The 25,884-nt window shown below is 44.3% G+C and carries 27 protein-coding genes and 1 tRNA gene; 25 read left to right on the top strand and 3 right to left on the bottom strand.

The features are described 5' to 3' along the window. The first annotated feature begins 39 nt into the window (after window positions 1–39). From alaS to BLU12_RS07760, 16 genes are all read left to right on the top strand, one after another. Window positions 40–2,682 (top strand): alanine--tRNA ligase, encoded by a 2,643-nt coding sequence (gene alaS / locus BLU12_RS07835; protein ID WP_091461846.1) that lies wholly within the window; start codon window positions 40–42, stop codon window positions 2,680–2,682. 5 nt (window positions 2,683–2,687) lie between these two features. After that, window positions 2,688–3,122 (top strand): Holliday junction resolvase RuvX, encoded by a 435-nt coding sequence (gene ruvX / locus BLU12_RS07830; RefSeq protein ID WP_091461845.1) that lies wholly within the window; start codon window positions 2,688–2,690, stop codon window positions 3,120–3,122. Window positions 3,123–3,139: 17 nt separating this feature from the next. Next, window positions 3,140–4,099 (top strand): tRNA (adenosine(37)-N6)-dimethylallyltransferase MiaA, encoded by a 960-nt coding sequence (miaA, locus tag BLU12_RS07825; RefSeq protein ID WP_234945560.1) that lies wholly within the window; start codon window positions 3,140–3,142, stop codon window positions 4,097–4,099. 6 nt (window positions 4,100–4,105) lie between these two features. After that, window positions 4,106–4,939 (top strand): 4-hydroxy-3-methylbut-2-enyl diphosphate reductase, encoded by an 834-nt coding sequence (ispH, locus tag BLU12_RS07820; protein ID WP_091461842.1) that lies wholly within the window; start codon window positions 4,106–4,108, stop codon window positions 4,937–4,939. Between the two features lie 19 nt (window positions 4,940–4,958). Further along, window positions 4,959–6,494 (top strand): S1 RNA-binding domain-containing protein, encoded by a 1,536-nt coding sequence (locus BLU12_RS07815; protein WP_091461840.1) that lies wholly within the window; start codon window positions 4,959–4,961, stop codon window positions 6,492–6,494. A 139-nt stretch (window positions 6,495–6,633) separates the two neighbouring features. Next, window positions 6,634–7,131 carry a peptide deformylase gene (gene def, locus BLU12_RS07810; protein WP_091461839.1) on the top strand — a complete coding sequence of 166 codons (498 nt, stop codon included), beginning with the start codon at window positions 6,634–6,636 and terminating at the stop codon, window positions 7,129–7,131. A 2-nt stretch (window positions 7,132–7,133) separates the two neighbouring features. After that, window positions 7,134–8,066, top strand: a complete 933-nt coding sequence (gene fmt, locus BLU12_RS07805; protein WP_091461837.1) for a methionyl-tRNA formyltransferase — start codon at window positions 7,134–7,136, stop codon at window positions 8,064–8,066. Next, window positions 8,060–8,782, top strand: a complete 723-nt coding sequence (locus BLU12_RS07800; RefSeq protein ID WP_091461835.1) for a nucleotide-binding protein — start codon at window positions 8,060–8,062, stop codon at window positions 8,780–8,782. The genes fmt and BLU12_RS07800 overlap by 7 nt, the downstream gene beginning before the upstream one ends. Beyond that, window positions 8,783–8,998, top strand: a complete 216-nt coding sequence (locus BLU12_RS07795) for a 4Fe-4S dicluster domain-containing protein (RefSeq protein WP_009201166.1) — start codon at window positions 8,783–8,785, stop codon at window positions 8,996–8,998. Window positions 8,999–9,017: 19 nt separating this feature from the next. Beyond that, complete coding sequence (vorB, locus tag BLU12_RS07790; protein ID WP_268753515.1) at window positions 9,018–10,079, top strand: 3-methyl-2-oxobutanoate dehydrogenase subunit VorB; 1,062 nt, start codon at window positions 9,018–9,020, stop codon at window positions 10,077–10,079. A 16-nt stretch (window positions 10,080–10,095) separates the two neighbouring features. After that, complete coding sequence (locus BLU12_RS07785; RefSeq protein WP_009201164.1) at window positions 10,096–10,839, top strand: thiamine pyrophosphate-dependent enzyme; 744 nt, start codon at window positions 10,096–10,098, stop codon at window positions 10,837–10,839. Window positions 10,840–10,853: 14 nt separating this feature from the next. Then, a complete protein-coding gene (locus tag BLU12_RS07780) occupies window positions 10,854–11,420 on the top strand; it encodes a 2-oxoacid:acceptor oxidoreductase family protein (RefSeq protein ID WP_091461834.1) in 567 nt (188 codons plus the stop codon). 2 nt (window positions 11,421–11,422) lie between these two features. After that, the gene (locus BLU12_RS07775; RefSeq protein WP_091461832.1) at window positions 11,423–11,962 is read left to right on the top strand and encodes an NUDIX hydrolase; all 540 of its coding nucleotides are present in this window, start codon (window positions 11,423–11,425) and stop codon (window positions 11,960–11,962) included. 108 nt (window positions 11,963–12,070) lie between these two features. Continuing rightward, entirely contained in the window at window positions 12,071–12,970 is a 900-nt protein-coding gene (locus BLU12_RS07770; protein ID WP_091461831.1) for a tyrosine-type recombinase/integrase, read from the top strand. A gap of 21 nt (window positions 12,971–12,991) precedes the next feature. Beyond that, the gene (locus tag BLU12_RS07765; RefSeq protein ID WP_234945559.1) at window positions 12,992–14,161 is read left to right on the top strand and encodes a phosphopentomutase; all 1,170 of its coding nucleotides are present in this window, start codon (window positions 12,992–12,994) and stop codon (window positions 14,159–14,161) included. A gap of 27 nt (window positions 14,162–14,188) precedes the next feature. After that, window positions 14,189–15,013 carry a purine-nucleoside phosphorylase gene (locus tag BLU12_RS07760; protein WP_091461827.1) on the top strand — a complete coding sequence of 275 codons (825 nt, stop codon included), beginning with the start codon at window positions 14,189–14,191 and terminating at the stop codon, window positions 15,011–15,013. A gap of 15 nt (window positions 15,014–15,028) precedes the next feature. Here BLU12_RS07760 and BLU12_RS07755 read toward each other — a convergent pair whose 3' ends face one another. Then, complete coding sequence (locus BLU12_RS07755; RefSeq protein ID WP_091461826.1) at window positions 15,029–15,862, bottom strand: HesA/MoeB/ThiF family protein; 834 nt, start codon at window positions 15,860–15,862, stop codon at window positions 15,029–15,031. A 46-nt stretch (window positions 15,863–15,908) separates the two neighbouring features. Between BLU12_RS07755 and BLU12_RS07750 the strand changes: the two genes are divergently transcribed. The 3 genes from BLU12_RS07750 to BLU12_RS07740 all read left to right on the top strand — a co-directional run bounded on the left by BLU12_RS07750 (window position 15,909) and on the right by BLU12_RS07740 (window position 17,215). Next, a complete protein-coding gene (locus BLU12_RS07750; RefSeq protein WP_234945558.1) occupies window positions 15,909–16,394 on the top strand; it encodes a sigma-70 family RNA polymerase sigma factor in 486 nt (161 codons plus the stop codon). Window positions 16,395–16,415: 21 nt separating this feature from the next. After that, window positions 16,416–16,513 (top strand) — tRNA-Sec (locus tag BLU12_RS07745). Window positions 16,514–16,528: 15 nt separating this feature from the next. Beyond that, window positions 16,529–17,215, top strand: coding sequence for a response regulator transcription factor (locus BLU12_RS07740; RefSeq protein WP_234945557.1), 687 nt, complete (start codon window positions 16,529–16,531; stop codon window positions 17,213–17,215). A 30-nt stretch (window positions 17,216–17,245) separates the two neighbouring features. Here BLU12_RS07740 and cysS read toward each other — a convergent pair whose 3' ends face one another. Next, window positions 17,246–18,673: a cysteine--tRNA ligase gene (cysS, locus tag BLU12_RS07735; RefSeq protein ID WP_091461824.1), complete on the bottom strand. Its 1,428-nt coding sequence runs from the start codon at window positions 18,671–18,673 to the stop codon at window positions 17,246–17,248. 81 nt (window positions 18,674–18,754) lie between these two features. On the opposite strand from cysS, the gene BLU12_RS07730 reads away from it, so the two are divergent. From BLU12_RS07730 to serS, 6 genes are read left to right on the top strand one after another with little or no spacing between them, the layout of a single operon-like run. Next, window positions 18,755–20,284, top strand: coding sequence for an excinuclease ABC subunit UvrC (locus BLU12_RS07730; protein WP_327020383.1), 1,530 nt, complete (start codon window positions 18,755–18,757; stop codon window positions 20,282–20,284). Continuing rightward, window positions 20,256–21,347: a bifunctional diaminohydroxyphosphoribosylaminopyrimidine deaminase/5-amino-6-(5-phosphoribosylamino)uracil reductase RibD gene (gene ribD / locus BLU12_RS07725; protein WP_234945556.1), complete on the top strand. Its 1,092-nt coding sequence runs from the start codon at window positions 20,256–20,258 to the stop codon at window positions 21,345–21,347. The genes BLU12_RS07730 and ribD overlap by 29 nt, the downstream gene beginning before the upstream one ends. Continuing rightward, window positions 21,347–22,003, top strand: a complete 657-nt coding sequence (locus BLU12_RS07720; RefSeq protein ID WP_091461821.1) for a riboflavin synthase — start codon at window positions 21,347–21,349, stop codon at window positions 22,001–22,003. The genes ribD and BLU12_RS07720 overlap by 1 nt, the downstream gene beginning before the upstream one ends. A 26-nt stretch (window positions 22,004–22,029) precedes the next feature. Then, entirely contained in the window at window positions 22,030–23,250 is a 1,221-nt protein-coding gene (locus tag BLU12_RS07715) for a bifunctional 3,4-dihydroxy-2-butanone-4-phosphate synthase/GTP cyclohydrolase II (RefSeq protein WP_091461819.1), read from the top strand. Between the two features lie 44 nt (window positions 23,251–23,294). Beyond that, window positions 23,295–23,786, top strand: coding sequence for a 6,7-dimethyl-8-ribityllumazine synthase (gene ribH / locus BLU12_RS07710; RefSeq protein ID WP_009201150.1), 492 nt, complete (start codon window positions 23,295–23,297; stop codon window positions 23,784–23,786). Then, window positions 23,779–25,059: a serine--tRNA ligase gene (gene serS / locus BLU12_RS07705; RefSeq protein ID WP_091461817.1), complete on the top strand. Its 1,281-nt coding sequence runs from the start codon at window positions 23,779–23,781 to the stop codon at window positions 25,057–25,059. Before ribH ends, serS begins: the two co-directional genes overlap by 8 nt. On the opposite strand, the gene BLU12_RS07700 is transcribed toward serS, so the two are convergent. Next, window positions 25,034–25,834: an LmeA family phospholipid-binding protein gene (locus BLU12_RS07700; protein WP_234945555.1), complete on the bottom strand. Its 801-nt coding sequence runs from the start codon at window positions 25,832–25,834 to the stop codon at window positions 25,034–25,036. The two genes, serS and BLU12_RS07700, sit on opposite strands and share 26 nt — an antisense overlap. Window positions 25,835–25,884: the final 50 nt, after the last annotated feature.

Genomic DNA, 25,884 nt, shown 5'->3' with positions numbered 1-25,884 from the left:
CAAGTCTTGTGCTTGTTAAGAAGGAGGCTTCATTTTATTGTGATAAAGCGAAGCGGAAAGGAATTACGAGAGCTATTTCTATCGTATTTCGAGCAAAAAGAACATAAAAGGTTTCCAAGTTTCAGTCTTATTCCGGATGATCCAACCTTGCTGTTTACCATAGCGGGCATGGTTCCCTTTAAGCCCTATTTTTTGGGGTTGAAGAAACCTGAGGTTCTGAGAGCCACCACATCACAGAAATGTTTGAGGACCAACGACATAGAAAATGTAGGAAGGACCTCGAGGCATCATACGTTTTTCGAGATGTTGGGAAATTTCAGCTTTGGGGACTACTTTAAGGAACGAGCCATTCCATGGGCGTGGGAATTTTTAACGGAAGTAATTGGTCTCGATCCGGAGAGAATGTATGCTACGATTTATTTGGACGACGACGAAGCCTTCGAAATTTGGAATAAAGTTGTTGGCCTCCCTGAGAGTAAAATTGTGCGCATGGGAGAGAAGGACAATTTTTGGGCTGCCGGCCCGATAGGTCCTTGTGGCCCCTGCTCGGAGCTGATATACGACCAAGGCCCGGCGTTTTCTTGCGGAAAGCCCGAATGTTTTGTAGGGTGCGATTGTGATAGGTATCTTGAAGTGTGGAATTTGGTGTTTATGCAATATAACAGAGACGAAGAAGGCAACCTTACGCCTTTGCCAAAGAAAAACATTGACACGGGAATGGGATTGGAGCGTCTGGCATCTATTGTTCAGGGGGCCAGATCTGATTTCGAGACCGATCTGTTCCTGCCTTTAATTGAAAAGGTATCGCGCTTGTCAGGAGTTGAATATGCCGCAAATAAACGCTTTGATACGGCCATGCGGGTAATTGCCGATCATTTAAGAGCATTGGCATTCATGATAGCCGATGGCGTGCTTCCCTCTAATGAGGGTAGAGGATATGTCCTTAGAAGGTTGCTCAGAAGGGCGTCGCGTTATGGAAGAGTGCTCGGCCTCGATAGGCCTTTTTTGATTGAACTGATGCCCGAATTGCTTGAGATCATGGCCGATCACTATAAAGAATTAGTGGAATATAGATCCACCATAGAATCTGTTATTAATCTGGAGGAGAAAAGGTTTAGCAGGACCTTAGATCAGGGGAGCGCTTTGCTTGAAGAGGAGATATCAAGGGTAGTAAGATCCGGTAGCTCGGTACTATCGGGAGAAACAGCTTTTACTTTATACGACACATATGGTTTTCCCCTTGAATTGACCGAAGAGATATGTCAAGAGCAGGGCATTGAAGTCGATAGAGAAGAATTTGAGAGATGCATGGAGCGTCAGAGGGAAATGGCAAGAACTGCGAGCAAACAGCTTGCATCGACGGTGCAGAAAGAAGTTCATTCTGCCCTTTTGGCTAAATTTGGTCCGACGAAATTCGTAGGATATGAGAGCGATGAAGCTGAATCGAAAGTTTTGGCCATATTAAAGGATTCTCGGGAGGTAGAGGAAGCTCATGAAGGGGAAGAGGTAGAAATCCTGTTGGCTGAAACCCCTTTTTATGCCGAAAAGGGCGGACAGGTGGGAGATAAAGGATGGATAGAAACGTCCACAGGTAAATTGGAGGTGCTTGATACATATTACTATCACGATGTGCTTATAGCTCATCGTGTCAGGGTTAAGTCGGGATATGTTTCAGCCGATGATGAAGCGAAAGCTAAGGTTGACCTTTCACGAAGAAATGCCATTAGGCGCCACCATACCTCTACCCATATTGTTCACGAAGCCTTAACGCGTGTCTTAGGCCCCCACATTCGTCAAGCAGGCTCCTACGTTTCTCCTGATTACTTACGGTTCGATTTTACCCATTTTGATGCAATATCTCGCGACGACATAGTAAAAATAGAACAAATTGCTAATGAGGTCATACAGGCCAATATCAAGTTGAACATCTTCGAGACATCGATGGAAGAAGCTAAGAAAATAGGTGCAAAGGCATTTTTCGATGAAAAATACGGGGATAGAGTGCGCGTCATTCAGATACCAGGTTATTGTGCCGAACTTTGCGGCGGATTGCACGTTAATGCTACCGGCGACATTGGCTTGATAAAAATAGTCGAAGAAGAAAGCATAGGATCGGGTTTGAGACGAATTACAGCCCTGGCAGGGATGGCAGCCGTAAGTCATTATCAAGAGTTGTTTGATCTTGTAAAGGATTTGACCTTAATTTCCGGCGTCGAAGCAGGATCTTTAAAGGAAAAGTTTACCGATGTATTTCAGGATATTAAAAATTTAAAATCAGAATTGCAAAGGTCTAATTTGAAACTTGCTTTATCGCAATGTGATAAAATACTATCTCAACGCCAAATAGTAAATGGTTTTACCGTGTTGACAGGCAAATTCGAGGATTTGGATGCCGATATATTGCGCCAAGTTGGAGACCATCTCAAAAAGGGACTCAAAAAGGTCTTACTGGTTTTAGGCAGCTCTTTTGAAGGGAAGGTAGTTCTTGTCGCCATGGCAGACGAGGATGCTGTAAGAGATGGTATACATGCCGGTAAATTTATCGATAGGATTGCGAAAATAGTTGGCGGTGGAGGAGGAGGGAGACCTAATGTCGCCCAGGCCGGAGGAAAGGAAGTCGAAAAACTGGAAGATGCCCTAAATGCCGTACCTAGGATTTTAACCGAATTATTGGGGGTATAAGTCGGTTGGAGCACATTTTGGCTTTAGATATAGGGAGCGTGCGTATAGGAATTGCAATCAGCGACCCCCTTGGCATATTTGCCCAAGGGGTTGGCTTTTTGAATGCCCAGGGCAGCTGGCTCGAAGATTTAACCTTGCTTATAAGAAAACATAATGTGAAAAAGGTGGTTATAGGGCTTCCCATTCGCACAAACGGAAAAAAAGACAGGGAAGCTGATGCTATCAGTGAGTTGACCGATAAATTGAAGAAAAAATTTCCCGATATAACCTTTATTTTGTGGGATGAGCGATTTACCACAACTATCGCGCAGAATTATTTGCGCGATAGCGGGATGTCGGGCAAGAAAAAAAGGAACAAAGTGGACATGATTGCTGCAACGTTGCTGCTTCAAAGTTATTTGGATTATAGTAATTTAACGAAGGACATTTCAAGTCGATGAAACTTCAGGAGAAAAAAATGCACCTTCATAACAGAGGCAGAATTAAGCTGGTCGCCATCATAGGTCCCACCGCTATCGGGAAGACGGCCATTTCCCTAAAGCTAGCGCCTGCTATCTCGGGCGAGATAATTTCCGTCGATTCTAGGCAGGTATATAGATATATGGATATTGGTACCGATAAGGTATCAAGAGAGGACAGATTGCGCACAGTACATCATAATATAGATGTTGCCGATCCCGATGAGACTTTTACAGCAGCCCGTTTTGTCGAAGAGGCAGCTGGGGCTATCGATAGAATTATCGCAAGAAAAAAGATACCGTTACTTGTTGGAGGAACGCCTTTTTACTACAGCGCTTTACTTGGAGAAATGTTAACGGTTTCCATCGAAAGCGATCCAGAGATCAGGAAAAAGTTGCTTCACGAGGCGGAAATTAAGGGGAAAAAGCACATGTACAATAAATTGGCGACAGTTGACCCCGATCTGGCTTTGAAAGTACACCCCAACGACTTGGTGAGAATTATACGAGGTCTTGAAATATTTCATACGACAGGCAAGCCTGCCTCATGGTGGCATAAACATGGAAAGAAAATAAAAAAACCTTACGATGTCCTCTATCTTGGTATAATTAGGCCTAGAGAATTAGCTTACAAAAATATAGAGTTAAGGGCGGAAAAGCAATTTCAAAGTGGACTAGTCGAAGAGGTAAAATGGCTGCTGAAGAACGGATTTGACGAGCGCTTCCATTCTATGCAAGGATTCGGATATAGGGAGGTTATTAAGTATATACGGGGAGTCTATAGCATGGAAGAAGCACTATCGTACTATATAAAAGCCACGAAAGCCTTTTATAGAAGACAGATGACTTGGTTTAGGAAATTTAAACCCGCTTTATGGTATGATCTAAAGGAAGAGAACGAAGAAAAGGTTCTCGAAGATTTGAAAGGGAGAATTAAAAGACATTTGGGAGTAGTGTGAATTTGAATGAGATTGATAATAGGTAAACCATTGGGCTTCTGTTTTGGAGTGAAGAGAGCGATAGACGAGCTCGAAAAAGCGTTGAAGAAGTATGGAAACATCTATGCCCTGGGCAGCCCAATTCATAACGAGGAAGAAGTTAAAAGGTTGAAATCCTTGGGCCTTAGATTGGTGGAGAGCGTAGAAGAATTACCCTCTCAGTCGATAGTTTTCATAAGAGCTCATGGTACCACTCCAGAAGTTCTTAAGCAGGCAAAACATAAAGGATGCACAATTATAGATGGTACATGCCCGTCGGTAAAAAATGCCCAAGAGAAGGCGCGTCTTCTGTCTGAAGAGGGTTATGAAGTTGTAATTGTTGGAGATCCAAACCATCCTGAAGTTCAAAGTATCAAAGGTTGTGTATCTGCTTATGCTAGTGTGATAAATTCATCTAAGGATGTTGCAACTTTTCCCAACAAAGATAAAATAGGCGTGGTTTCTCAAACTACCCAAGAAGAAGGGGCGTTACTCTCTGTAGTTAGCGCCCTAGTACCCAAGGCTAGGGAATTGCGTGTTTACAATACTATTTGCAAGGCTACCTTGCATAGACAGGAAGCCGTAAGAAAATTGGCAGCTGATACAGAGGGGGTTATCGTTATTGGCGGGCATAACAGCACTAATACGGCGAAGCTTGTTGAAGTTGCCAAGAGGGAGGGGTGCGATGTTCTTTGGATAGCTAACCCCCAGGAGATAGACGAATCTTGGCTTTATGGCAAGCATATAATTGGAATAGCTGCTGGAGCTTCTACTCCAGATTGGCTAATAAAAGAAGTAATTAGTTTATTATCACGTAGGTAGTTAAGGAGGATGGTTGGTAATGGTTGAGGAAGAAAGGCGAGAAGGGCAAGAACATATCGAATCGGAAATGGCAGGCCCTTCCGCGCAAGAATCACAGGAAACGATGGAAGATCTCATTACGCAGCACGGACCTGAGAATATCCACAGAGGCAAGGTTGTCGAAGGTGTCATAATTGACAAAAGCGGCGACGGATGGCTGGTCGACATAGGCTTTAAATGCGAGGGTTTTTTGCCTAAGCGTGAATGGACGCATAGCATATTGGTGGATGATAACGCTGAGCCACGTATTGGTGATGAAGTGCGTGCAGAGGTCACCAAGGTAGTACAAGGAGAGGAATCTCAAGTTCTCTTAAGCAGGTGGCGTTTGCTTTTTGATGAAAGATGGGAAGCGCTGGAAAACGCATTGAAGCAGAGAGAAACAATTGCTGTAATGGGACTGCGGAAGGTAAAAGGAGGACTCATAGTAAATGCCTATGGCCTAGAAGGTTTCGTGCCCATATCCCATCTGGCTGAAGAGGGCAAGTTGGTAAATCCATCCAAATTTGTAAACCAGGAAATTGAGGTAAAATTATTGGAGAAGGATCGTAGGAAAAGAAGACTGATCTTCTCCAGGAGATTGCTCCTCGAAGAGGAATTGGCCAGAAAGAAAAAAGAATTCTTTGAAAACCTCGAAGAAGGAGATGTTCTGGAAGGTGTTGTGACGAGTATCACCTCCTTTGGAGCATTTGTCGATTTGGGCCCCGTAGAGGGTTTGGTACACATAAGCGAACTTTCCTGGAGCAAAAACGTAAAACCGCGCGATGTCGTCAAGAAGGGCAGCAAGGTGAAGGTAAAAGTTTTGCATATCGATCCCGAACAGGAAAAAATTTCATTGAGCATCAAACAAACTGAACCGGATCCCTGGGAAGTCATAGGCGAAAGCGTAAAACCAGGCGACAAGATCCACGGCCGAATAACGAATACCGTAGACTTCGGTGCCTTTGTAGAGATTAAACCCGGAGTCGAAGGTTTGATTCACATTAGCGATATTTCTTGGGGGCATATAGATCATCCCAGGGAAGTTTTGAAAAAGGGACAGGACATAGAAGTACAGGTATTGGATATTGATTTAGATCAAAAAAGAATCAGCCTAGGTTATAAGCAGCTTCATGACCCTTGGAGCACGATCATGGAACGCTATCAGCAGGGACAGGATGTCACTGTTAGGGTTGTAAAAATTGTCGATTTCGGTGCCTTTGTTGAGATAGAAAGTGGAGTAGAAGGGCTTATACACATATCGCAGATATCGAGACGCCATATAGATGACGTTTCAAAAGTCCTAAAAAAAGGTGACGAGGTAAAAGCCAGGATATTGGAGATAGATCCCAATGAGAAGCGGATTAGATTAAGCATTAAGGCGCTGGAGGAAGAAGAAAAAGAACAGGTACAGCGGGAGGAAAAAGCCGAGGGGAGGAACAGGGTAACGGAAAACAAGAACAATAACGTACAACAAACCGAAGAAGATGGCGCAATCGTTACTATAGGGGATGTTCTGAGGGATCAATTTAAAGTTTAGCTCTTCCATTCTCAATGTGTGCATGATATAATTGTGTATGCTATAATAAAGGAAATCAAGTTGGTACTAGTTGGTACTAATGGTAACAAAGAGGCGCGTTTTTTAGCGCCTCTTTGTTCGGGAAAGGGGTAATCTAACGGTGGCTATTTTGGAAGTAATAAAGTATCCAAACCCGATATTGCGTTCCAAAAATAAAATCGTCACAGCTTTTAATGACGATTTAAAAAAATTGATAGAAGATATGTATGAAACTATGTATGCAAATGACGGATTGGGCTTAGCTGCCCCTCAAGTCGGGATCAATTTAATGGTTGCAGTGGTGGATTATGAAGGAAAGAAATACACTCTCGTCAATCCCGTTATTTTAGAAAAGAGGGGAGAACAAACAGGGCGAGAGGGATGCCTTAGCTTCCCAGAGGTCTTCGAAGATATCGAAAGGCCGGAAATAGTCAAAATCGAAGCCTTCGATGAAAATGGCGAAAAATATGCGATCGAAGCTTCTGGCTTGCTGGCTCGAGCTTTTTGCCACGAGATTGATCATTTGCACGGAAGGCTCATAATCGATCTGGTGTCGCCCGTAAAGAGAAATATGATACAAAAAAAATTCAAAAGGCTAAAAAAAGGTGTAACACATTGAAGATGTGGTATATGGGATCAGGATCTTGGGGGGCGCAGTGCTTAAGGGAATTGGCGAAGCTATCATACAATCCTGAATTGGTTATAACGAGTGGACCAAGGCCTTCAGGCAGAGGCTTGAGACGAAAACCGAATGATGTTGAAGAGATGGCGTATTGGTTGGATATAGAGGTAAGGCGAAGCGAGAATATCAATGACGACGTTATTATTAAGGAAAAATTGATGTTAAATTCTCCCGATTTAATAGTTGTAATTGATTTTGGACAGAAGATCAAAGAGCCCTTTCTGTCTACACCTAAGTTTGGCTGTATAAATTTACACCCTTCCCTTTTACCAAAATACCGGGGAGCTGCTCCAATTCAAAGAGCGATAATGGATGGACAACAAACCACAGGAGTCACGGTATTTAGGTTAACTGAATCATTGGATGCCGGTCCTATTTTAGCTCAAAATAAAGTATACATTGATTTAGACGACACTGCCGGAACTTTAGGCGAAAAACTTCGTTGCAGAGGTATAGAACTTCTTATAAATACATTAGACGCCCTTCCAAAAGGAATTTACGAATTTAGAGAACAGAACGAATCTGAAGCGACATACGCCCCAAAAATAACTAACGAAGAGGCCCTTTTCGATTTTAACGAAGAGGCTTTGAAGATCCATAATAAGGTCAGAGCGCTTAATCCGGAACCGGGAGCATATACGCTTATAAACAACAAAAGGCTTAAGGTTTGGAGAACAAAACTGATCAACAACGATGAAATATTTGCTCCTGTTGGAACAATATTTAAGATTGTTGACGGTTTTCCCGCAGTGGCATGTGGAAAGGGTGCTGTTTTGCTCCTTGAAGTGCAACGAGAGGGTAAAAAGGTCGTTAATGGACGCTCCTTTTTAAATGGTTTGCGATTGCGTGAGGGGGATGTTTTGACTTGTTAATTTGGGATAATATCAGGCATGAAGCTTTAAAGAAATATAGATGGGGTAAAATAATTGCTGTAACTGGGAGGTTAGGCTCGGGAAAGACGGAGTTTTTGCTAAATCTGGCCAGCGCATTCAAAGCAAAAGGGGAAGAAATTACCATAGTTGACGTCGATATCACAAATCCTTACTTTTGCCTAAGAGATATAGCCTCGACTTTACAGAAAGAGGGTTATAAAGTCATTACTCCGCCGGGAGAAACGAAATGGAGCGATTTACCCCTTGTTAGTGCCGAAGTTCATAATGCCATTATGGACAACAAAAGGGTTTTGTTGGATATAGGTGGAGATGAAAAGGGTGCTCTAGCCCTTACACAACTTCTTCCCGAGATAGAACAACAGGACCACACGGTTTTGTATGTCGTCAATCCCTTTAGACCTATGAGTTCTACCGAAGAGGAAATAGAAAAATTAAAACAGAACATCGAAAATGTTTCCGGTTTATCGATTGACGGCGTTATTTGTAATCCCCATTTGGGAAACGATACAGCAGTTGAAAATGTAGTTTCGGGGTATGAGGTGGTAAGAAATTATTCCATGAGGGACCAAATACCTCTGTATTATCTTAGCACCACGACCCCGAATTATGACGAAGTTGCAGAAAGGGTTAGAGATGCAGTTATTTGGCCTTTAACCCGAAAAATTCTAATGCCTTGGGAAAGGAGTGAGGTTTAAATGCCTAAAGGGCGAGTTGAGGTTTTGGAGGAAAAGTGCAAGAGCTGTGGTCTTTGTGTCGAAGCCTGTCCGAACAAGGTGCTCAAAATTTCCGATCGCATTAACAGTAAGGGCTACAGGCCCGCAGAGCAGTTCAAAGAAGGATGTGTTGCATGCAAAATGTGCGCTATGATGTGTCCTGATGTAGCAATCGAGGTATACCGCGTAGAATCTTAAATAAGTGGGGGTGTGATCAGTGTCCAATCGAGTTTTAATGAAAGGCAACGAAGCATTTGCCGAAGCCGCCGTGCAAGCGGGATGTAAATATTTCTTCGGATATCCGATAACGCCGCAGAACGAAATACCGGAATACATGTCAAAGAGATTGCCTGAAGTTGGTGGGGTATACCTTCAAGCGGAGAGCGAAGTTGCCGGAATTAATATGATCTTTGGGGCAGCGGGAACTGGTTTTAGGACCTTAATCTCCTCATCGAGCCCCGGGATTTCTTTGATGAGCGAAGGTATAAGCTACATTACAGCCGCAGAGTTACCCTGTGTCATCATAAATGTGATGCGCGGGGGGCCGGGTTTAGGCGGTATCTTGCCCGCTCAATCAGATTACTTTCAGGCGACCAAGGGCGGTGGCCATGGCGATTACAGATTATTGACACTTGCTCCGGGAACTTTACAGGAAGCCACGGAATTTATAATGATGGCTTTCGATTTAGCAGAATATTACCGCAATCCGGTCATGATATTGGCCGACGGGTTCATGGGGCAGATGATGGAGGCAATAGAATTCAAAAAGGTAAAACTGAATTACGATATTCCCGATCCGAAGGAATGGGCAATAGGATATATGGCCGAAAGAGGCAAGAGAGCTTTAATAAAGAGCTTATCCTTAGACCCCGAGATGCTTGAGAAACACAATCAAGAACTTCAAGAAAAATATCGCAGGATGGAAGAGAAAGAAGTGCGATACGAGTCCGTTGGCGTAGAAGATGCCGATGTAGTAATTGCTGCATATGGGACCACTGCAAGAATTGCCAAGTCCTCGATAAAGAAATTGAGGGATCAGGGCATGAAAGTTGGTTTAATAAGACCGCAAAGCCTGTATCCCTTCCCTTACAAACCATTTAACGATCTTCCCGATGGAGTCAAACACGTTTTGGTCGTCGAGATGAGCTGTGGCCAAATGATAGAGGACGTGAAGCTGGGTGTGCAGGGCAAGGTTCCGGTTAGCTTTTACGGAAGGTGCGGCGGAATGGCACCATCGGTCGAAGAGATCGAAGAAGCCGCTAAGAAACTGCTAGGTTAATATGGGGGGGACAGAGATGGCTGAAGTGAAGATATTTGAGCGCCCTAAATCAATGACCGATGTTTCAACACACTACTGTCCGGGATGCACTCATGGCATCGTTCATCGCTTAGTGGCCGAAGTTATAGATGAGCTAGGAATCCAGGAGAAGACAGTTGGTGTAGCACCGGTTGGCTGTGCCGTGTTGCTCTATAATTACATCAATACAGATATGTATGAGGCGGCCCATGGAAGAGCTCCTGCAGTTGCCACAGGCTGCAAGAGAGTAAGGCCTGATTTGACGGTTTTCACCTATCAAGGAGACGGGGATCTTGCTTCTATAGGTGCGGCTGAGATAGTACATGCTGCCAATAGGGGTGAAAATATAACTGTCATCTTTATCAATAATGCAATATATGGCATGACTGGTGGCCAAATGGCCCCAACGACACTTCTTAAGCAAAGAACTACCACTTGTCCCTTCGGAAGGGATCCAAAGGCAAATGGTTATCCTATAAGAGTGGCAGAGATGCTCGCAACATTGGAGGCTCCGGGCTACATAGCTCGCGTTACCGTGGCAAGGCCAAAGTACGTAATAAAAACAAAGGAAGCCATTAAAAAGGCCTTCCAAACCCAGATCGACGGTAAGGGCTTTTCTCTAGTGGAAGTGCTTTCCACATGCCCGACCAACTGGGGTATGCGGCCCACGGAAGCCTTGAAATGGCTAGAGGAGAATATGATCCCTTACTATCCCTTGGGCGAGTTTAAGCTCCCTAATTAAGGTAGGTGAATCAGATGAGCTTTTATAGAGAAATGATTGCAGCAGGTTTTGGTGGCCAAGGGGTAATGCTTCTAGGTCAAATAGTTGCTCATGCGGCTTTAAACGAGGGCAATAATGTGATGTGGATTCCCTCTTATGGACCGGAAATGCGTGGTGGTACGGCTAATTGCAGTGTCATTGTAAGCGATGGTGAGGTAGCTTCTCCCCTGGTTTCTTCTCCTGATGTCCTGATCATCATGAATCAGCCTTCCCTTGCGAAGTTTGTTGGAAACTTAAAAAAGGGAGGGGTTTTAATTTACAACGAAGATCTCGTCACTTACAATGATCCGCGGGATGATATAAATATAGTGAAAGTGCAGGCAAACAGTATCGCTATGGAATTGGGCAACGAGAAGGTAGCAAACATCGTAGTTCTTGGGGCTTTGGCGGAAGCTGCCGATATAGCTTCAGTGGATGCCCTTAAAGAAGCTGTAAAAGAAATATTGGGTGCGAAAAAAGCCCATCTTCTTGAGATCAACATGAAAGCTTTTGAAAAGGGGCAGGAAGTTGGTAAGCAGTCCGTAGCCCAGGCCAATTCTTAATCATGGATAAAGACGAGCAATGTATATCTTCTAGGGAAGTTTATAGTGGAAAGATAGTTAAATTAAGCGTCGATGAAGTAAGGTTGCCCAATGGCCACGTAACCAGAAGAGAAGTGGTCAAACATGCTCCGGCGGTGGCAATTCTGGCTGTTAATGACAAAGGCGAAATTGTGTTAGTTCGCCAATTCAGATATGCGACAGGAAGAGAGTTGCTGGAAGTACCTGCTGGGATAATGGAAGAAGGAGAATCGCCAGCGGAGACGGCAAAGCGCGAACTTAGGGAAGAGGTTGGATACGATGCAAGAAATATAGAACACATCGCTAGTTTTTACTCTTCTCCCGGTTTTGCGAACGAGATAATTCATCTTTTCTATGCAACGGAAATATTTCCTTCTAAGTTAGATGGCGATGAAGATGAAATAATAGAAAAGGTGATAGTTGCTCCTAAAGAGTGCCAACGCCTTATCGAAGCCAAAAAAATTGAGGACGCAAAAACTTTTGCAGCGCTAATGTGGTATTTGAATCGTCGCAGGGATCAATGATCATTTGCAATCCCTTATCCCGGAGAAAAGAGCTTTTAGGCTCAATTTTAATGTAAAATAAACCTACGCCCCCTATGTTCAAAGGGCGTAGGTTTATTTTAAAGGGAGATGATAGAGGTGCCTGAAGAAAGTCATAAGCTGGTCCGCGACTTTGCAGGCTACCTGCGCCTGGAAAGGGGTTATAGCGAAAACACCATAGAAGCTTATATGACCGATATAGCCAAATGGATCAAGTTTTGCAGCAATCAAAATCTGGATCCAATCCCTCCCAGGCACGAATATATGTCACGTTTTTTAAAGGCGATGGCATCGGAAGGAAAATCCAAAGCTTCTCTGCAACGATATGCTGCGGCTATACGATCTTGGAATCGCTATCTGACCATAGAAGGGTGGGTTGACGGCGAACAGTGGTTGCCATCATTGCCCTCTAAGGAGCAAAAGTTGCCTCGAATTTTGAGCGAAGGAGAAATAGAGCGCCTGATTTCTTCCTGCAGAGACGGGTCTGTTCTTGGGGGGCGAGATGAAACTTTGTTTGAATTGGCTTACGGTTGTGGATTAAGAGCCTCAGAGGTTTGTTCTCTAGCCCTTGAAGATATAGACTGGCGTGCCGGAACCCTTAGAGTGATAGGAAAAGGCGATAAGGAGAGGGTAGTTCCTTTACTTGGTTCCGTGAAAGAAAAGTTGAGACATTATGTCGATGCCATACGGCCACTTCTTAACAGGAGAGAAGAACGTTGGTTATTTTTGACAAGGACGGGAAGAAAACTGCATAGAGAGGACCTGTGGAGGGTTATTCGGCGAAGAGGAAAGACGGCAGGAATACCGTCCGTAAGGCTTCATCCCCACGTGTTGCGTCATTCGCTGGCTACTCATATGTTGAGGCGGGGACTGGATCTAAGAACACTACAGGAACTTTTAGGCCATGCTTCAATATCAACAACGGAACGATATACCCATCTTGATTTGGAGCTACGCGACATATACGATAAATGCCATCCCAGAGCTTAACCCATGATTGGAGGTATTTCATTGAGGACTTTTATAATAATTCTAGACGGGTACGGCATAGGTGAGTCTCCTGACGCGAATTGTTACGGTGATGAAGGCAGCAATACTGCCTATCATGTGGCTTTAGCTATGGGAGGCATTAATTTGGTTAACCTCGGTAAATTGGGATTGCCCTTGATTGTCGATTTGCCAGGAACGGCCGTCATGTGGCCTCCTTTGGCAGCTGTTGGAAGGCTGCGCGAGCTTTCGGCTGGCAAAGATACGACGACGGGGCATTGGGAACTGTCAGGAATTATTTTAACCAAACCCTTTCCAACTTTCCCAAAAGGTTTTCCAAGCGAAGTAATAGAAAGCTTTAAACAAGCAATCGGACGAGACATCTTGGGAAATTATCCCGCGTCGGGAACGATGATAATAGAAGATCTCGGCCCGGAACATCTGAAGACCGGTTGCCCCATAGTCTATACGTCTGCGGATAGCGTCTTTCAGATTGCTGCACATGAAGATGTAGTACCCGTTGAAACCTTATACGAATGGTGTAGGATAGCGCGCAATTTACTGCAGGGTCCAAATGGCGTGGCTCGCGTTATAGCTAGGCCCTTTGCAGGAACTCCTGGGAAGTTTTACAGAACACCGCGTAGAAGGGATTTTTCGCTCCCCCCGCCTAAGGACACGCTTCTTGACAAGCTGTCGATGAGCGGTTATGACGTTATAACTTTAGGCAAGCTCGATGACATTTTCGCCAATCGTGGTATCACGAAACCAATACACTGCTCTAATAACGATGAATGTATGGAATACCTTAAGGAGTACCAAGATAAAGACTTTAACGGGTTGCTATTTTGCAATTTAATTGACTTCGACATGAAATACGGTCATCGCAATGATCCTCCCGGTTATGCTAAAGCTTTGCTCAAGTTCGACGATTGGCTCGTGACATTTATAGAGGGCATGCGACCGACTGACTTATTGATTATCTCTGCCGATCATGGTAATGATCCTCTCACTAAAAGCACTGACCACAGTAGAGAATATGTTCCATTGCTATTCTATGGGGACATGGTTCGTCCAGGAAACTTCGGGACCTGCAACGGATTTTGTTGTCTTGGAAAGACTTTGGCGGATATTTATGGAGTTGATGATAGGGAATTGGATGGCATATCTTTGGCTCCTGAGATCTTAAAGCGCTAGATATTACATAATGAGGAGTGAGCATTCTTGACATACAGGGAAAAAATAGTTGAAGCAGTGAATTTTCTGCAGGAAAATATTCCAAAAACTCCAGAGATGGCTATAGTCTTGGGTTCCGGTCTTGGCGATTTCGTCGAAGAAATCGAAAGTTCGATAGTAATACCCTACAAAGACATTCCCTTTTGGCCCGAATCCACTGTTCCCGGCCATGCCGGGCAGCTGGTCTGCGGAAATATAGGTAAAAATTACGTCGTAACGATGAATGGGAGGGTGCACTATTACGAAGGCTATTCCATGGATGAAGTGACTTTTCCTGTACGCGTTTGCGGCATGCTTGGTGTGAAAACTCTAATATTGACCAACGCCTCCGGAGGCATCAATTATGGGCTGTCTCCGGGCGATCTGGTGTTGACATATGATCACATAAACTTCATGGGCGTCAATCCTTTGAGAAGAAAAGATTTAGATGGTTTTGAGCCGCGGTTTCCGGATATGACCTTTCTTTACGATGAAGAATTAATGAAGCATTGCGAAAAAATAGCATCCGATAACGGCATATCGTTAAAACGGGGTGTATACATAGCCTTCAGCGGGCCTTCTTTCGAGACTCCTGCTGAGATCAGAATGGCACGAATAATGGGAGCAGATGTGGTGGGCATGTCTACTGTTCCGGAAGCCATGGTGGCTAGGCAGATGGGCATGAGAGTATGTGCCATTTCATGCGTCGCGAATTATGCTGCAGGGATGGAGGCTAAACCGTTAACCCATGAAGAAGTGTTGGAAGAAATGAAAAAAGCATCGAAAAAATTAAAGGTCCTTTTACGTGGTCTTTGCAATTATTGTAGCGGATAGTCCCGCAAAGAGTAATCATAATTTCAAACGCATCCATTCGTTATGCTCGAGGTCGATCCACAACAGATGATCTGTCAATAACCCCTCTTTTTTTAAAAGTAGCTTAATAGCTTCGTTGGCCTGCAAAGTAGCTATTAAGGCTGGTGTTTGGGGAGGGTTGCCGAGTTTTACCTCTATTCCTTTGTCTGGAGCGTCGTTACCAAAAGCTTCCAAGGGATGCGACTCTCCAGGCATTACCACCTTCAGTTGTCCCACAAATCCTCCTATGGCGCCGTGAACGACAGGTATTCCTTTTGCTTTGCAGACCTGGAAAAGAAGGAATCTGGAGCGGTTGTTATCCAAAGCGTCTATAGCTAGATCCATTCCATCCACCAACCCTTGGGCTGTACTTTCGTCGAACATGCACGAACAAGCTTCCGCTTCAATCCCGGAGTTTATATTTTTAACCCTTTTGGCAGCAATAAGAGCTTTGGGTTTATATAGATCATTTTCGGTTGCAATGATTTGCCTATTTAGGTTGTGTGGTTCGAAGCGATCGCCATCTACCAATCGCAGATATCCAACGCCTGCTCGTGCCAATATTTCTATGTTCCACCCTCCTAAGCCGCCACAGCCTACTATAAGGATTTTGCTCTTTAATAAAACGAGTTGTCCAGATATTCCGTAAGTGCCAATGTTTCTCTCGTAACGTTCTGGAATTAAGCCGTTTTCGAGAAGCTCTATTTCTATCGATTTGACGGGCGTCTTGTACTCCTTCGATAAATTTTTTATAGATTCAAAAGGAATAACGACGTTATCGTTTTTTCTGTAGCTTTCGGCCTTCAGTTTTTCTATAATATCCGTCATCATATATCAGACCTCCTATCGGCAATGAAATGAAAGGAGCATTATTGGGTTGAACAAAATATTTATCAATTATATGCCTCTAGTGTTGAAGATGGCTTCTATGCTGTCTAACGGCGACCCACATTTGAAAGAAGATTTGGTTCAAGAAGGTTATATAGGATTATATCACGCTATTAGAAAATATGATGAAAATAGAGGGCATTTTCCGGCATTTGCAAGAACCTGCGTCCGTAATGCCATGATATCCTACTTGAGAAAAAACAAGACGAAGGATTACGTTTCTTTGGACGCTGCAGCGGAAGTATCGGACGATTTGGACGTGGATGAGAAGTTGAAACAAAAGGAGTTTTTGAAAGATCTGTTCGATTTGTTGACGTCAATGGAGAGGGAGGCTTTAAGGGCCCTCCTAATCAGCGGCAATATCGCAGACGCTGCGAATCTGTTGTCATGGCCGTACAAAAAGACGGAGAATGCTATAACAAGGGTCAGGAAGAAGGCAAGGCTTTTAATGAAACTGGACAAGGAAGGGGAATGACTATAATATTTAAGGGATCGAGGAGGCGGTTGGTCGCTGGTGCGGCCCCCAGACTTCAAATCTGGTGTGGGTCAGTGAGGGCTGGCCCGGGTGGGTTCGATCCCCACGCGCCTCCGCCAAGGAGGATTAACCTATTGCAGACTATTAAAGTAGTCATCGCAAACAGGCATAGATTATATCGTGAATGCATAAAGCGTGTGTTGGAGTTGGAAATGGATATTTCGGTGGTGGGAGAGATATGCCGTGCTGAAGAGATGCGGGATGTTATTAGTTCCCTGCGCCCAGATGTCATTGTGTATGACGATGAGCTTCTGGATAAAGGTAGCATTGGACCCATCCCCGAACTCTCCAAAGAGTTTGCGCCCTTCAGGTGTGTTTTATTGACTTCCAAAGAGAATAATTATCACGATAGATTGCAGAATCTGAGGAAGTTAGGCATATATGGGTGTATACTGAAATCTTCCAAGGCAGAGGATCTTTTGTCGGCAATTCGTAACGTGGCCAAGGCCGATCCTTATAATGATCCAAGATTGGAGACATACAAAAAACCTGTCTCGCTAATCGAGAAAGATACAGCTCAACTTGATCACCTTACTCCACGGGAGAAGGAAGTCCTCTATTGGTTATCCCAGGGCTTTTCAAACCAGAATATCGCTCAGATAATGTTTTTGTCCGAAAAAACCGTTAAAAACCACGTCAGTCGCATTCTGAAGAAACTCGATTTTCCCGACAGAACGCAGGCCGCCGTTTTTGCGTGGAAGGCGGGGCTTGCTCAATACAGCCCCGACCAATTTTACGAAATCCTCGGCAAAACGCAGTAATTGTAATATTTGAGGGCGCAAACCTCTCTATCATTGTTCTTTCTTTTTCCAACGCGTACCTAGAGGAGTATCTTCCAATATTATCCCTTTAGAGGCCAGTTCGTTCCGTATAGCATCTGCCCTTGCGAAATCCCGTTTTTTTCTCGCCGCCTCCCTTTCTTTTATGAGCCCTTCGATCTCACTGCTCGATAATGTTCCGGCAAACTCTTCTCCTATCGTATTTATTCCAATAACTCCTAATATGTTCTCAACGGTTTCAAAAAAATCCTTGGACTTGATCAAGGCCTGTTTATCTAATGTCTCATTTTCCTTCAAATAATTATTCAGATCTCTGACAACTTCGAAAACCGCTCCCAACGCTCCGGCCGTATTGAAATCATCGTCCAGGGCGTTGCAAAACCTCTTGTAACCATTATTTACGACATCCTCGAGCCACGTATCGGGAGTATTTTTTTCTTGGCTTCGCTCCATATAAAACAAGAGATCGGAATAACAATTGCGAAGTCGCTGCAAGCTTTTTGTGGCCTGAATTAGAGAGTCGTCCGAGAAATCGAGGGGACTTCTGTAGTGGGCAGCCAATATGAAAAGCCTTACGGCCAAGGGCTGGAAGTTCTTCCTAATCTCGCGTACGGTGAGAATGTTGCCTAAAGATTTGGACATCTTTTCTTTGTTTATCAATAGATAACCATTGTGTATCCAGAATCTCACAAACTGTTTACCCGTTGCCGCCTCCGCTTGGGCAATTTCGTTTTCGTGATGCGGAAAGATAAGATCACTTCCTCCTCCATGAATATCGATGGTATCACCTAAATATTTCATGGCCATGGCACTGCATTCTACGTGCCATCCCGGTCTTCCGTGACCCCAAGGACTGTCCCACCAGGGCTCGCCTTCCTTTTTGGCCTTCCATAGGACAAAATCAAGAGGGTGTCTTTTTCTTTCGTCAACTTCAATTCTTGCCCCTGCCTGGAGTTCTTCCAAGCTTTGACCGGACAACTTTCCATAATTGGGATAACTTTTGACATCGAAGTAAACGTTACCATCTATGATATAAGCATGCCCATTTTCTATAATGCGGGATATGAGTCGAATGATGTCGTCAATGTGCTCTGTAGCTTTTGGATGTATTGTAGCTTGTCTTACTCCCAATGGTATAATGTCCTCGAAATAGGCTTCTATGAATTGTTCGGCTAGTTCTTTGACGGTTATTCCGAGTTGATTAGCTTTATTAATCATCTTGTCATCTATATCCGTGAAGTTTTGCACATAAATGACCTCGAAACCTTTGTATTCCATGTATCGTCTCAGGGCATCGAAGACGACAAAGGGTCTTGCGTTACCGATGTGTATGTAATCGTAAACGGTTGGGCCACAAACGTAAAAGCCGATTCTGCCCGGACTTACAGGAGCGAACTCCTCCTTACGTCGCGTTAGGTCGTTATATAATACTAAACCCATGTTGCTCTCTCCCTTCTTATATGACAAAATCCCAATAATAATCCTATAATAAGAACGAAGAATTAGGAAGCCCGGAGGTAGATGGGAAAATATAAGATGCCCAGAAAAAAAGAAGTCGAACAAAGCGTGCCAACTTATTTATCTGAAAAGGTAAGAAACCTTCCGAACAGGCCGGGGGTTTATATATTTCACGGCGAGGAAGACAAGATATTGTATGTCGGGAAGGCTAAATCCCTGAAAAAAAGAGTTTCGTCATATTTTCGACATAATGGGTTTGCCTCCCCAAGATTGAGAAAGCTCGTGGAGCTAATCAGAGACATATCCTTCATAAGGACGGAAACGGAGGCAGAAGCCCTAGTTGTTGAAGCCCGTTTGATAAAGCATTATCAACCTTTTTTCAATATAGAACTTAAAATGGGAGAACGTTATCCCTATATTAAAATTACCAGGGATCCCTACCCCAAAGTGGAGATAACCAGACATAAGGCCGATGATGGCTCCACTTACATCGGCCCCTATACAAGAGTAAAGGAACTTAGACAGGTTTTGAGACTTATGGAGCGTTATTTTCCTTTGAGAAACTGCAGTTTGAATTTGAAGGAAGCTCCCGTCCAAAGTCGACCCTGTCTCAGGTATAACATGGGTAAATGCCTTGGGCCATGTGCGGGTCTTTGCACTCAAAGGGAATATCAGGAATTGGTCGATGATGTAATACTTTTCTTGAGGGGGCAAACAAGTGCATTGGTTGAAAGCCTCAGAAAGAAAATGAATGAAGCCGTGGAATCTCTTGCTTTTGAGAAGGCAGCCTTTTATAGAGATGCAATAAGGGCCATTTGGCGTTTAAGCAGACAACAGATCTCTTTTGCCCTTCGAGATCCTTTGGATAAAGAGATTTGGAAAGCACTCGAAAGGCTGCAGGAAGTCTTGGATATAGCCTCCCCCCTTTGGAGAATAGAAGGATGCGACATTTCCCATTTGTCCGGAAGGGAGACCTATGGAGTCTTTGTGGTTTTCGAACAGGGTATGCCAAATCCTTCTTTATATCGTCGTTATGTCATTAAAACGGTGGAGGGAATAGATGATTTTCGTTCAGTTGAAGAAATAGTCCGAAGGCGATATTCGTCGCTCGTAGAGAAAAACATGCCTTTGCCCCAACTTCTATTGGTAGATGGTGGTGCGCTACAACTTTCTTTTGCTTTGAAGGCTTTAAATGAACTGGGAATAGAGAACATTTATGCAGTTGCTTTGGCCAAAGAGGAAGAAGAGCTTTATTTGCCCGACTCCAGGAGACCTCTGAAGCTCCCTTTGGATGACCCGGGGTTGAACCTTCTCAGAAGGATCAGAGATGAAGCTCACAGGTTTGCCCTTTCGTCGCACAACAACAAATTCAATAAACGCTATAGTCGTTCGGCCCTGGAAGACATTCCCGGAGTGGGAAAAAGAAGAGCGGCAGCCCTTCTCGCTGCTTTTGGCAGCGTATCCCACATAGCTTCTAAAACTCCGGAGGAATTGGAAAAGGTAGACAATATCGGACCAAGGTTGGCAAGACATATTCTTATGTATTTAAAAGGTGATAATGATAATGAAAGCATCGGAAAAAAGACAACATGAATATTATATGCGTATTGTACTCAGCTTGGCCAGAAGGGGGACAGGCAGGACAAGCCCAAATCCGAGGGTCGGTTGTGTCGTTGTTAAGGACGATAAAATTGTTGGCATGGGTTTTCATAGATGCCCCGGATCTCCACATGCTGAGGTCATGGCTTTGTCAATGGCCAAGGATATGTCTAGAGGGGCGACGCTTTACGTAAATTTGGAACCATGTATACATTATGGCCGCACCCCTCCCTGCGCTCCTTTGATAGTTGAAAGGGGAATAAAAAGGGTGTTCATTTCAACGGAAGACCCCTTTCCCAAGGTCAGGGGAAGAGGGGTTGAGTATCTTCGTACGCATGGTGTGGAGGTTGTCTCCGGCGTGCTCAGCGATGAGGCGAGATGGCTGAACAGAGGTTTTTTAAAAGTATTTGAAGATGGTCGGCCATGGATTACCTTGAAAGCTGCAATGAGTTTGGATGGCGATGTAGCCCTTTCGGACGGAAGCAGCCGTTGGATAACTGGGCCAAGCTCTCTCAAACGATCTCACTTGCTTCGTGCCGAAGCGGATGCCGTCCTCGTAGGAATAGGGACAATATTGAAAGATGACCCGGAGTTGACCGTAAGATATGTAGACGGAGAACACCCCCTTAAGATCATCTTGGATACACATTTAAGAATTCCTATCAACGCCAAAGTGTTTAAAGAGGGCGATGTTTTAGTGGTGACATCCAAAGACTCCTCCCCTCAGAAGGTGGAGGAGATAATTTCGAGAGGGGCAGGAGTAATGCAGATTCCTACCGATTCCCGAGGGTTCCTGGATATAAAGGAAATGGTCTATAAGTTGCCCTCTATGGACGTGCACTATTTGTTGGTCGAAGGTGGGCCAAATGTGCTATCTTCTTTTTTTGATGCTAAGTTGTTCGATGAGATGGCTCTGTTCTACGCTCCCAAGATAATGGGCCGAGGGAAGGGCGCCTTTTCGGGATTATCCTTAATGTCCATGTCCGAAATTCCCATTGGAAGGATACGGGGCATGAAGAAACTGGACGATGATCTCTTTTTGGAGGTCGATATGTAATGTTTACGGGCTTAGTCGAAACAATTGGCATAGTGTTGTCCCTGGATAGGCGTGGCGATGTAACGAACTTGACGATTGAAGCTCCAGAGATTTCGGGGGAACTTGCCCTAAACGAATCCGTTTCTGTATCGGGTGCATGTCTAAGCGTCGTCAAAAGAGAACGCTCCTGTTTTGTGGCTGAAATGATGGGAGAAACAGTTACTGTGACCAAGTTGGGCTTTTTAAAGCCCTTTGATAAAGTAAACTTAGAGAGGGCTTTAAAAGTAGGCGATCGCCTGGGTGGTCATATAGTATTGGGTCATGTGGAAGGTGTTGGTTTTGTAAGCGGGATATCGAGGAAGACGGAGACTATCGTGTTGAGAGTTAAAGCCGACCCTTCTCTGATTCGTTATATTCTCCCAAAGGGATCCATTGCCGTCGATGGCGTTAGTTTGACGGTTATAGATGTTGAAGAAAATTTATTTACTGTTGGTGTCATTCCAAGCACGCTAAAGCTTACGACCCTTGGCGATCTCAAGGTGGGGGATATGGTGAATCTTGAAACGGATATAATAGGCAAATATATAGAACGGTTTTTGAGGGGTCCGCTTAGTTCTAGCGGAGAAAGACAAAACGATTTAACATGGGAAAAATTAGCTCGTTACGGTTGGAGTTAATGGAAAATGGAAGGGGGAATGGAAAAATGGCCCTATCAGATGAGGTTTTCGCTTCACCGGAAGAAGCCATCGATCTTATCAAAGAGGGTAAGATGATAATTGTTGTAGACGACGAGGACAGAGAGAACGAAGGGGATTTGCTCATGGCGGCCTCGAAGGTCACGTCGGAGTCCATCAATTTTATGACCAAATACGGAAGGGGGTTGGTGTGCGTTCCCCTGACGGAGGAAAGGGCAAGACAATTGGATTTAGAGCCCATGGTTACGCACAGCACGGACCCTCACGGTACAGCTTTTACCGTTTCTGTCGATGCGAAAAATGGTACAACGACGGGAATATCCGCTGAAGATAGAGCTGCCACTGCCCAACTCCTGGCGGATCCATGCGCTAAAAGCTCGGATTTTCGCCGTCCTGGCCATATGTTTCCCCTTATAGCCAGGAAGGGTGGAGTATTAAAAAGAGCTGGCCACACTGAAGCTGCGGTGGACTTGGCAAGACTTGCAGGTTTAGAGCCGGTTGGGGTAATATGCGAGATAATGAACGATGACGGCACCATGGCAAGGTTGCCCCAGTTAATTGAATTTGCAAAAAAATTCGGGCTCAAAATAATGACTATAAAGAGTTTAATACGCTACAGACACTTACGGGAGAAGCTCGTTGAGAGAGTTTCTACTGTGGATCTTCCCACTGAGTATGGTAAATTCGTTGCCCATGCCTATAGATGGATATTGGACGATGATCCTGACATGTTGCATATAGCTCTTGTTAAAGGAGATATAAAGGAAGACGATGAAGTGTTGGTGCGAGTTCATTCCGAATGTCTCACGGGAGATGTTTTTGGATCCTTGAGGTGCGATTGTGGGCCACAACTTCATAGGGCAATGCAGATGATAGAACAAGAAGGAAAAGGTATTGTGCTTTATATGCGACAAGAGGGCAGGGGAATAGGGTTATATAAAAAGCTAAAGGCATATGAACTTCAGGAAAAAGGATTGGATACTGTTGAGGCCAATATTAAACTTGGAGTGAGCCCCGATTTAAGGGACTATGGCGTTGGTGCACAGATACTTTTCGATTTAGGGGTAAGAAAGCTGCGCCTAATGACCAATAATCCCAAGAAAGTTATTGGTTTAGAGGGATATGGCTTGGAGGTTATCGATAGGGTACCTATCGAGGTGGAGGCAAACTCCTATAACTTAAATTATCTAAAGACTAAAAAAGAAAAACTGGGGCATCTATTTGATTGAATAGAAGACCGAGATCTATAACAATAACTTAGGAGGATGATGTCATGCGTGTTCTTCAGGGCAATCTTATAGGAGAAGGCCAAAGGGTAGCATTGGTGGCCTCTCGATTTAATGAGTTGATAACAAATAAATTAATCGAAGGGGCCAAGGATATTTTATTTAGACATGGCGTCAGGCCGCAGGATGTCGATTTATATTGGGTTCCCGGTGCTTGGGAATTACCCTTGATAGCCGAGGAGTTGGCTCTATCGGGCGACTACGACGCAGTTATCCCCTTAGGGGCAATTATTCGAGGAGATACTCCTCATTTCGATTACGTGGCCTCAGAGGTCTCGAAGGGCTTGGCAAAGATTGCACTGGAACAACGAGTACCTGTTGTTTTTGGCGTGCTTACCTGCGACAATTTGGAGCAGGCCTTGCTCAGGGCAGGCAGCAAGGCGGGGAATAAGGGCGCGGAAGCGGCTATGGCGGCTTTAGAAATGGTCAATTTGCTCTCTCAGATACGAAATCAGAAAGGTGGTACTCAAATTGCTTGATATCAAATGGATCAGAGAAAATCCGGATGTGGCAAGGAGGATGCTCCAAAACAGAGGCTACGAATATCCTCTTGATGAACTTTTAGATCTGGATTCTTTGCGTAGACAAAAGTTAATTGAGGTAGAGGGTTTAAAAGCAAAAAGAAACGAGGGATCCAAAAAGGTTGCTAAGTTAAAATCTAAGGGCGAAGACCCCTCTGACTTGATGGAAGAAATAAGAAATATCAACGAAGACATCAAAGTCCTGGACAAAGAAGTTCAGGATATCGAAGAAAATCTTAGAGATTTATTGCTCCAGATCCCTAATAAGCCTCATGAATCCGTTCCTGTCGGCAAATCGGAGGAAGATAATGTTGTAGTGCGTTCTGTGGGTGAACTGCCAAAGTTTGACTTTGAGCCCAAACCTCACTGGGAACTGGGCGAAAAGATGGGTATGATGGATTTTGAGGCTGGCATAAAGTTGGCTGGAAGCAGGTTTACAGTTTTGAGAGGAAATGGAGCGCGTTTAGCTAGGGCGCTGATAAATTTCATGTTGGACTTGCATACGCGCGAACATGGCTACTTGGAATTTGAACCCCCTTTCATCGTGAACTCTAAAACCATGACGGGAACGGGACAATTGCCAAAGTTTGCCAATGATCTGTACCATTGCGACAGCGATGACTTATGGCTGATTCCTACAGCCGAAGTCCCCCTTACCAATATGCACGCCGAAGAAATCTTGGATGAAGACCTATTGCCCCTTTATTATACTGCATACACGCCTTGTTTTAGAAGAGAAGCAGGCAGTCACGGTCGGGATGTGAGGGGCATGCTTCGACAGCATCAATTTGATAAAGTAGAGCTTGTAAAAATATGCACGCCGGAGACGAGTTACGATGAATTGGAGAAGCTCACTCAAAATGCAGAAGAGGTGTTGAAAAGACTAGGACTTCCCTATCGCGTCGTATGTTTGTGTACCGGCGATATGGGATTTGCTGCCAGCAAGACCTATGACCTGGAGGTATGGTTGCCCTCTCAAAATACATACAGGGAAATCAGTTCTTGCAGTAATTGCGAAGACTTTCAAGCCAGACGCATGAATACGCGTTATAAACCTCGGGGTGCGAAGGGAACACGCTTCGTTCACACCTTAAATGGCTCAGGCATAGCCGTTGGCAGGTGTCTCATAGCGATAATGGAAAATTATCAGCAGGCCGATGGATCGATCAAAATCCCCGATGCATTGGTGCCTTATATGAAAGGACTTACCGAGATACGACACTTTCGCTAGCTAAGGAGTAAGTCCATTGGTGGGCGCTGTCAAATGGTTCAGGTTTTTCTTTAGTGCGTATAAATAGAGCTTCTTCGTCATTATAGACAGAGTCCAGTTTAACGGGAAACATAAACTCACTGAAGTCAAGAAGTGGTTGTACATTTTCAACGAGATCTCGTGTCGCCTGTTCGGGAAGTCGGAAGCCGTCAGCGTAAAGTTTGTAATCTACCAAATATATCTTATCTTTATCGACTACTTCCAGTTTACCCGATAGCTTGACCAGCACGTTGAGTTTAAAAAGAAGCAGGGGTTGCTCATAGACGGCAATGGCGACAATCTGGCCATCTCTCAAATCGAACTTGAAGTTGCTCCATTTTTTGTCCTTTAGTTCGTATTCTTTTAAAGCTTTATTAATGTCGTCCTCAAGCAATCGGGCTTCAAATGATACTTCTGCTACTTTTTGGGGGCGCAGTTTTTCATCCCATTTTGCTGGAGGGTTAAAGTATACGTCCTTTGCTTCGAGTGATATTTCATCGATCCTTAAACCTTCTAAAACTGCCCCCTTTAAGTTTACATACAAATGACCCACATATCCGTCATCTGTCGGTGGGTTGTCGACGATTATAATAGCTTGCTCTGGAGTAAGTTCTTTAGTGAAGGCCGTCGCAAGTTTTTCTACCGATGAACCGTAGGCTCGATTGAAGGGCAAAATAAGGGTTATTATCGAGCAGGCAAGACAAATCTTTAAAAAACTTCTAAATATTGAAGAAATTGTTTTTTTCTTTAACTTCATTCTATACACCGACCCTTTCATGATAAAATTAATAAACAAACCAATCGAAG

The sequence above is a fragment of the Acetomicrobium thermoterrenum DSM 13490 genome, from assembly GCF_900107215.1.
GTDB lineage: Bacteria > Synergistota > Synergistia > Synergistales > Acetomicrobiaceae > Acetomicrobium > Acetomicrobium thermoterrenum.
This window is presented reverse-complemented; position numbering and strand designations above follow the sequence as displayed.

Excerpts from the sequence above, each read along its gene's own strand:
- miaA (WP_234945560.1), top strand. The coding sequence starts at position 3,140 with ATGCACCTTCATAACAGAGGCAGAATTAAGCTGGTCGCCATCATAGGT.
- ispH (WP_091461842.1), top strand. The coding sequence starts at position 4,106 with ATGAGATTGATAATAGGTAAACCATTGGGCTTCTGTTTTGGAGTGAAG.
- BLU12_RS07815 (WP_091461840.1), top strand. The coding sequence starts at position 4,959 with ATGGTTGAGGAAGAAAGGCGAGAAGGGCAAGAACATATCGAATCGGAA.
- fmt (WP_091461837.1), top strand. The coding sequence starts at position 7,134 with ATGTGGTATATGGGATCAGGATCTTGGGGGGCGCAGTGCTTAAGGGAA.
- BLU12_RS07795 (WP_009201166.1), top strand. The coding sequence starts at position 8,783 with ATGCCTAAAGGGCGAGTTGAGGTTTTGGAGGAAAAGTGCAAGAGCTGT.
- BLU12_RS07785 (WP_009201164.1), top strand. The coding sequence starts at position 10,096 with ATGGCTGAAGTGAAGATATTTGAGCGCCCTAAATCAATGACCGATGTT.
- BLU12_RS07780 (WP_091461834.1), top strand. The coding sequence starts at position 10,854 with ATGAGCTTTTATAGAGAAATGATTGCAGCAGGTTTTGGTGGCCAAGGG.
- BLU12_RS07775 (WP_091461832.1), top strand. The coding sequence starts at position 11,423 with ATGGATAAAGACGAGCAATGTATATCTTCTAGGGAAGTTTATAGTGGA.
- BLU12_RS07770 (WP_091461831.1), top strand. The coding sequence starts at position 12,071 with ATGATAGAGGTGCCTGAAGAAAGTCATAAGCTGGTCCGCGACTTTGCA.
- BLU12_RS07755 (WP_091461826.1), bottom strand. The coding sequence starts at position 15,862 with ATGATGACGGATATTATAGAAAAACTGAAGGCCGAAAGCTACAGAAAA.
- cysS (WP_091461824.1), bottom strand. The coding sequence starts at position 18,673 with ATGGGTTTAGTATTATATAACGACCTAACGCGACGTAAGGAGGAGTTC.
- BLU12_RS07730 (WP_327020383.1), top strand. The coding sequence starts at position 18,755 with ATGGGAAAATATAAGATGCCCAGAAAAAAAGAAGTCGAACAAAGCGTG.
- ribD (WP_234945556.1), top strand. The coding sequence starts at position 20,256 with ATGAAAGCATCGGAAAAAAGACAACATGAATATTATATGCGTATTGTA.
- BLU12_RS07720 (WP_091461821.1), top strand. The coding sequence starts at position 21,347 with ATGTTTACGGGCTTAGTCGAAACAATTGGCATAGTGTTGTCCCTGGAT.
- BLU12_RS07715 (WP_091461819.1), top strand. The coding sequence starts at position 22,030 with ATGGCCCTATCAGATGAGGTTTTCGCTTCACCGGAAGAAGCCATCGAT.
- ribH (WP_009201150.1), top strand. The coding sequence starts at position 23,295 with ATGCGTGTTCTTCAGGGCAATCTTATAGGAGAAGGCCAAAGGGTAGCA.
- BLU12_RS07700 (WP_234945555.1), bottom strand. The coding sequence starts at position 25,834 with ATGAAGTTAAAGAAAAAAACAATTTCTTCAATATTTAGAAGTTTTTTA.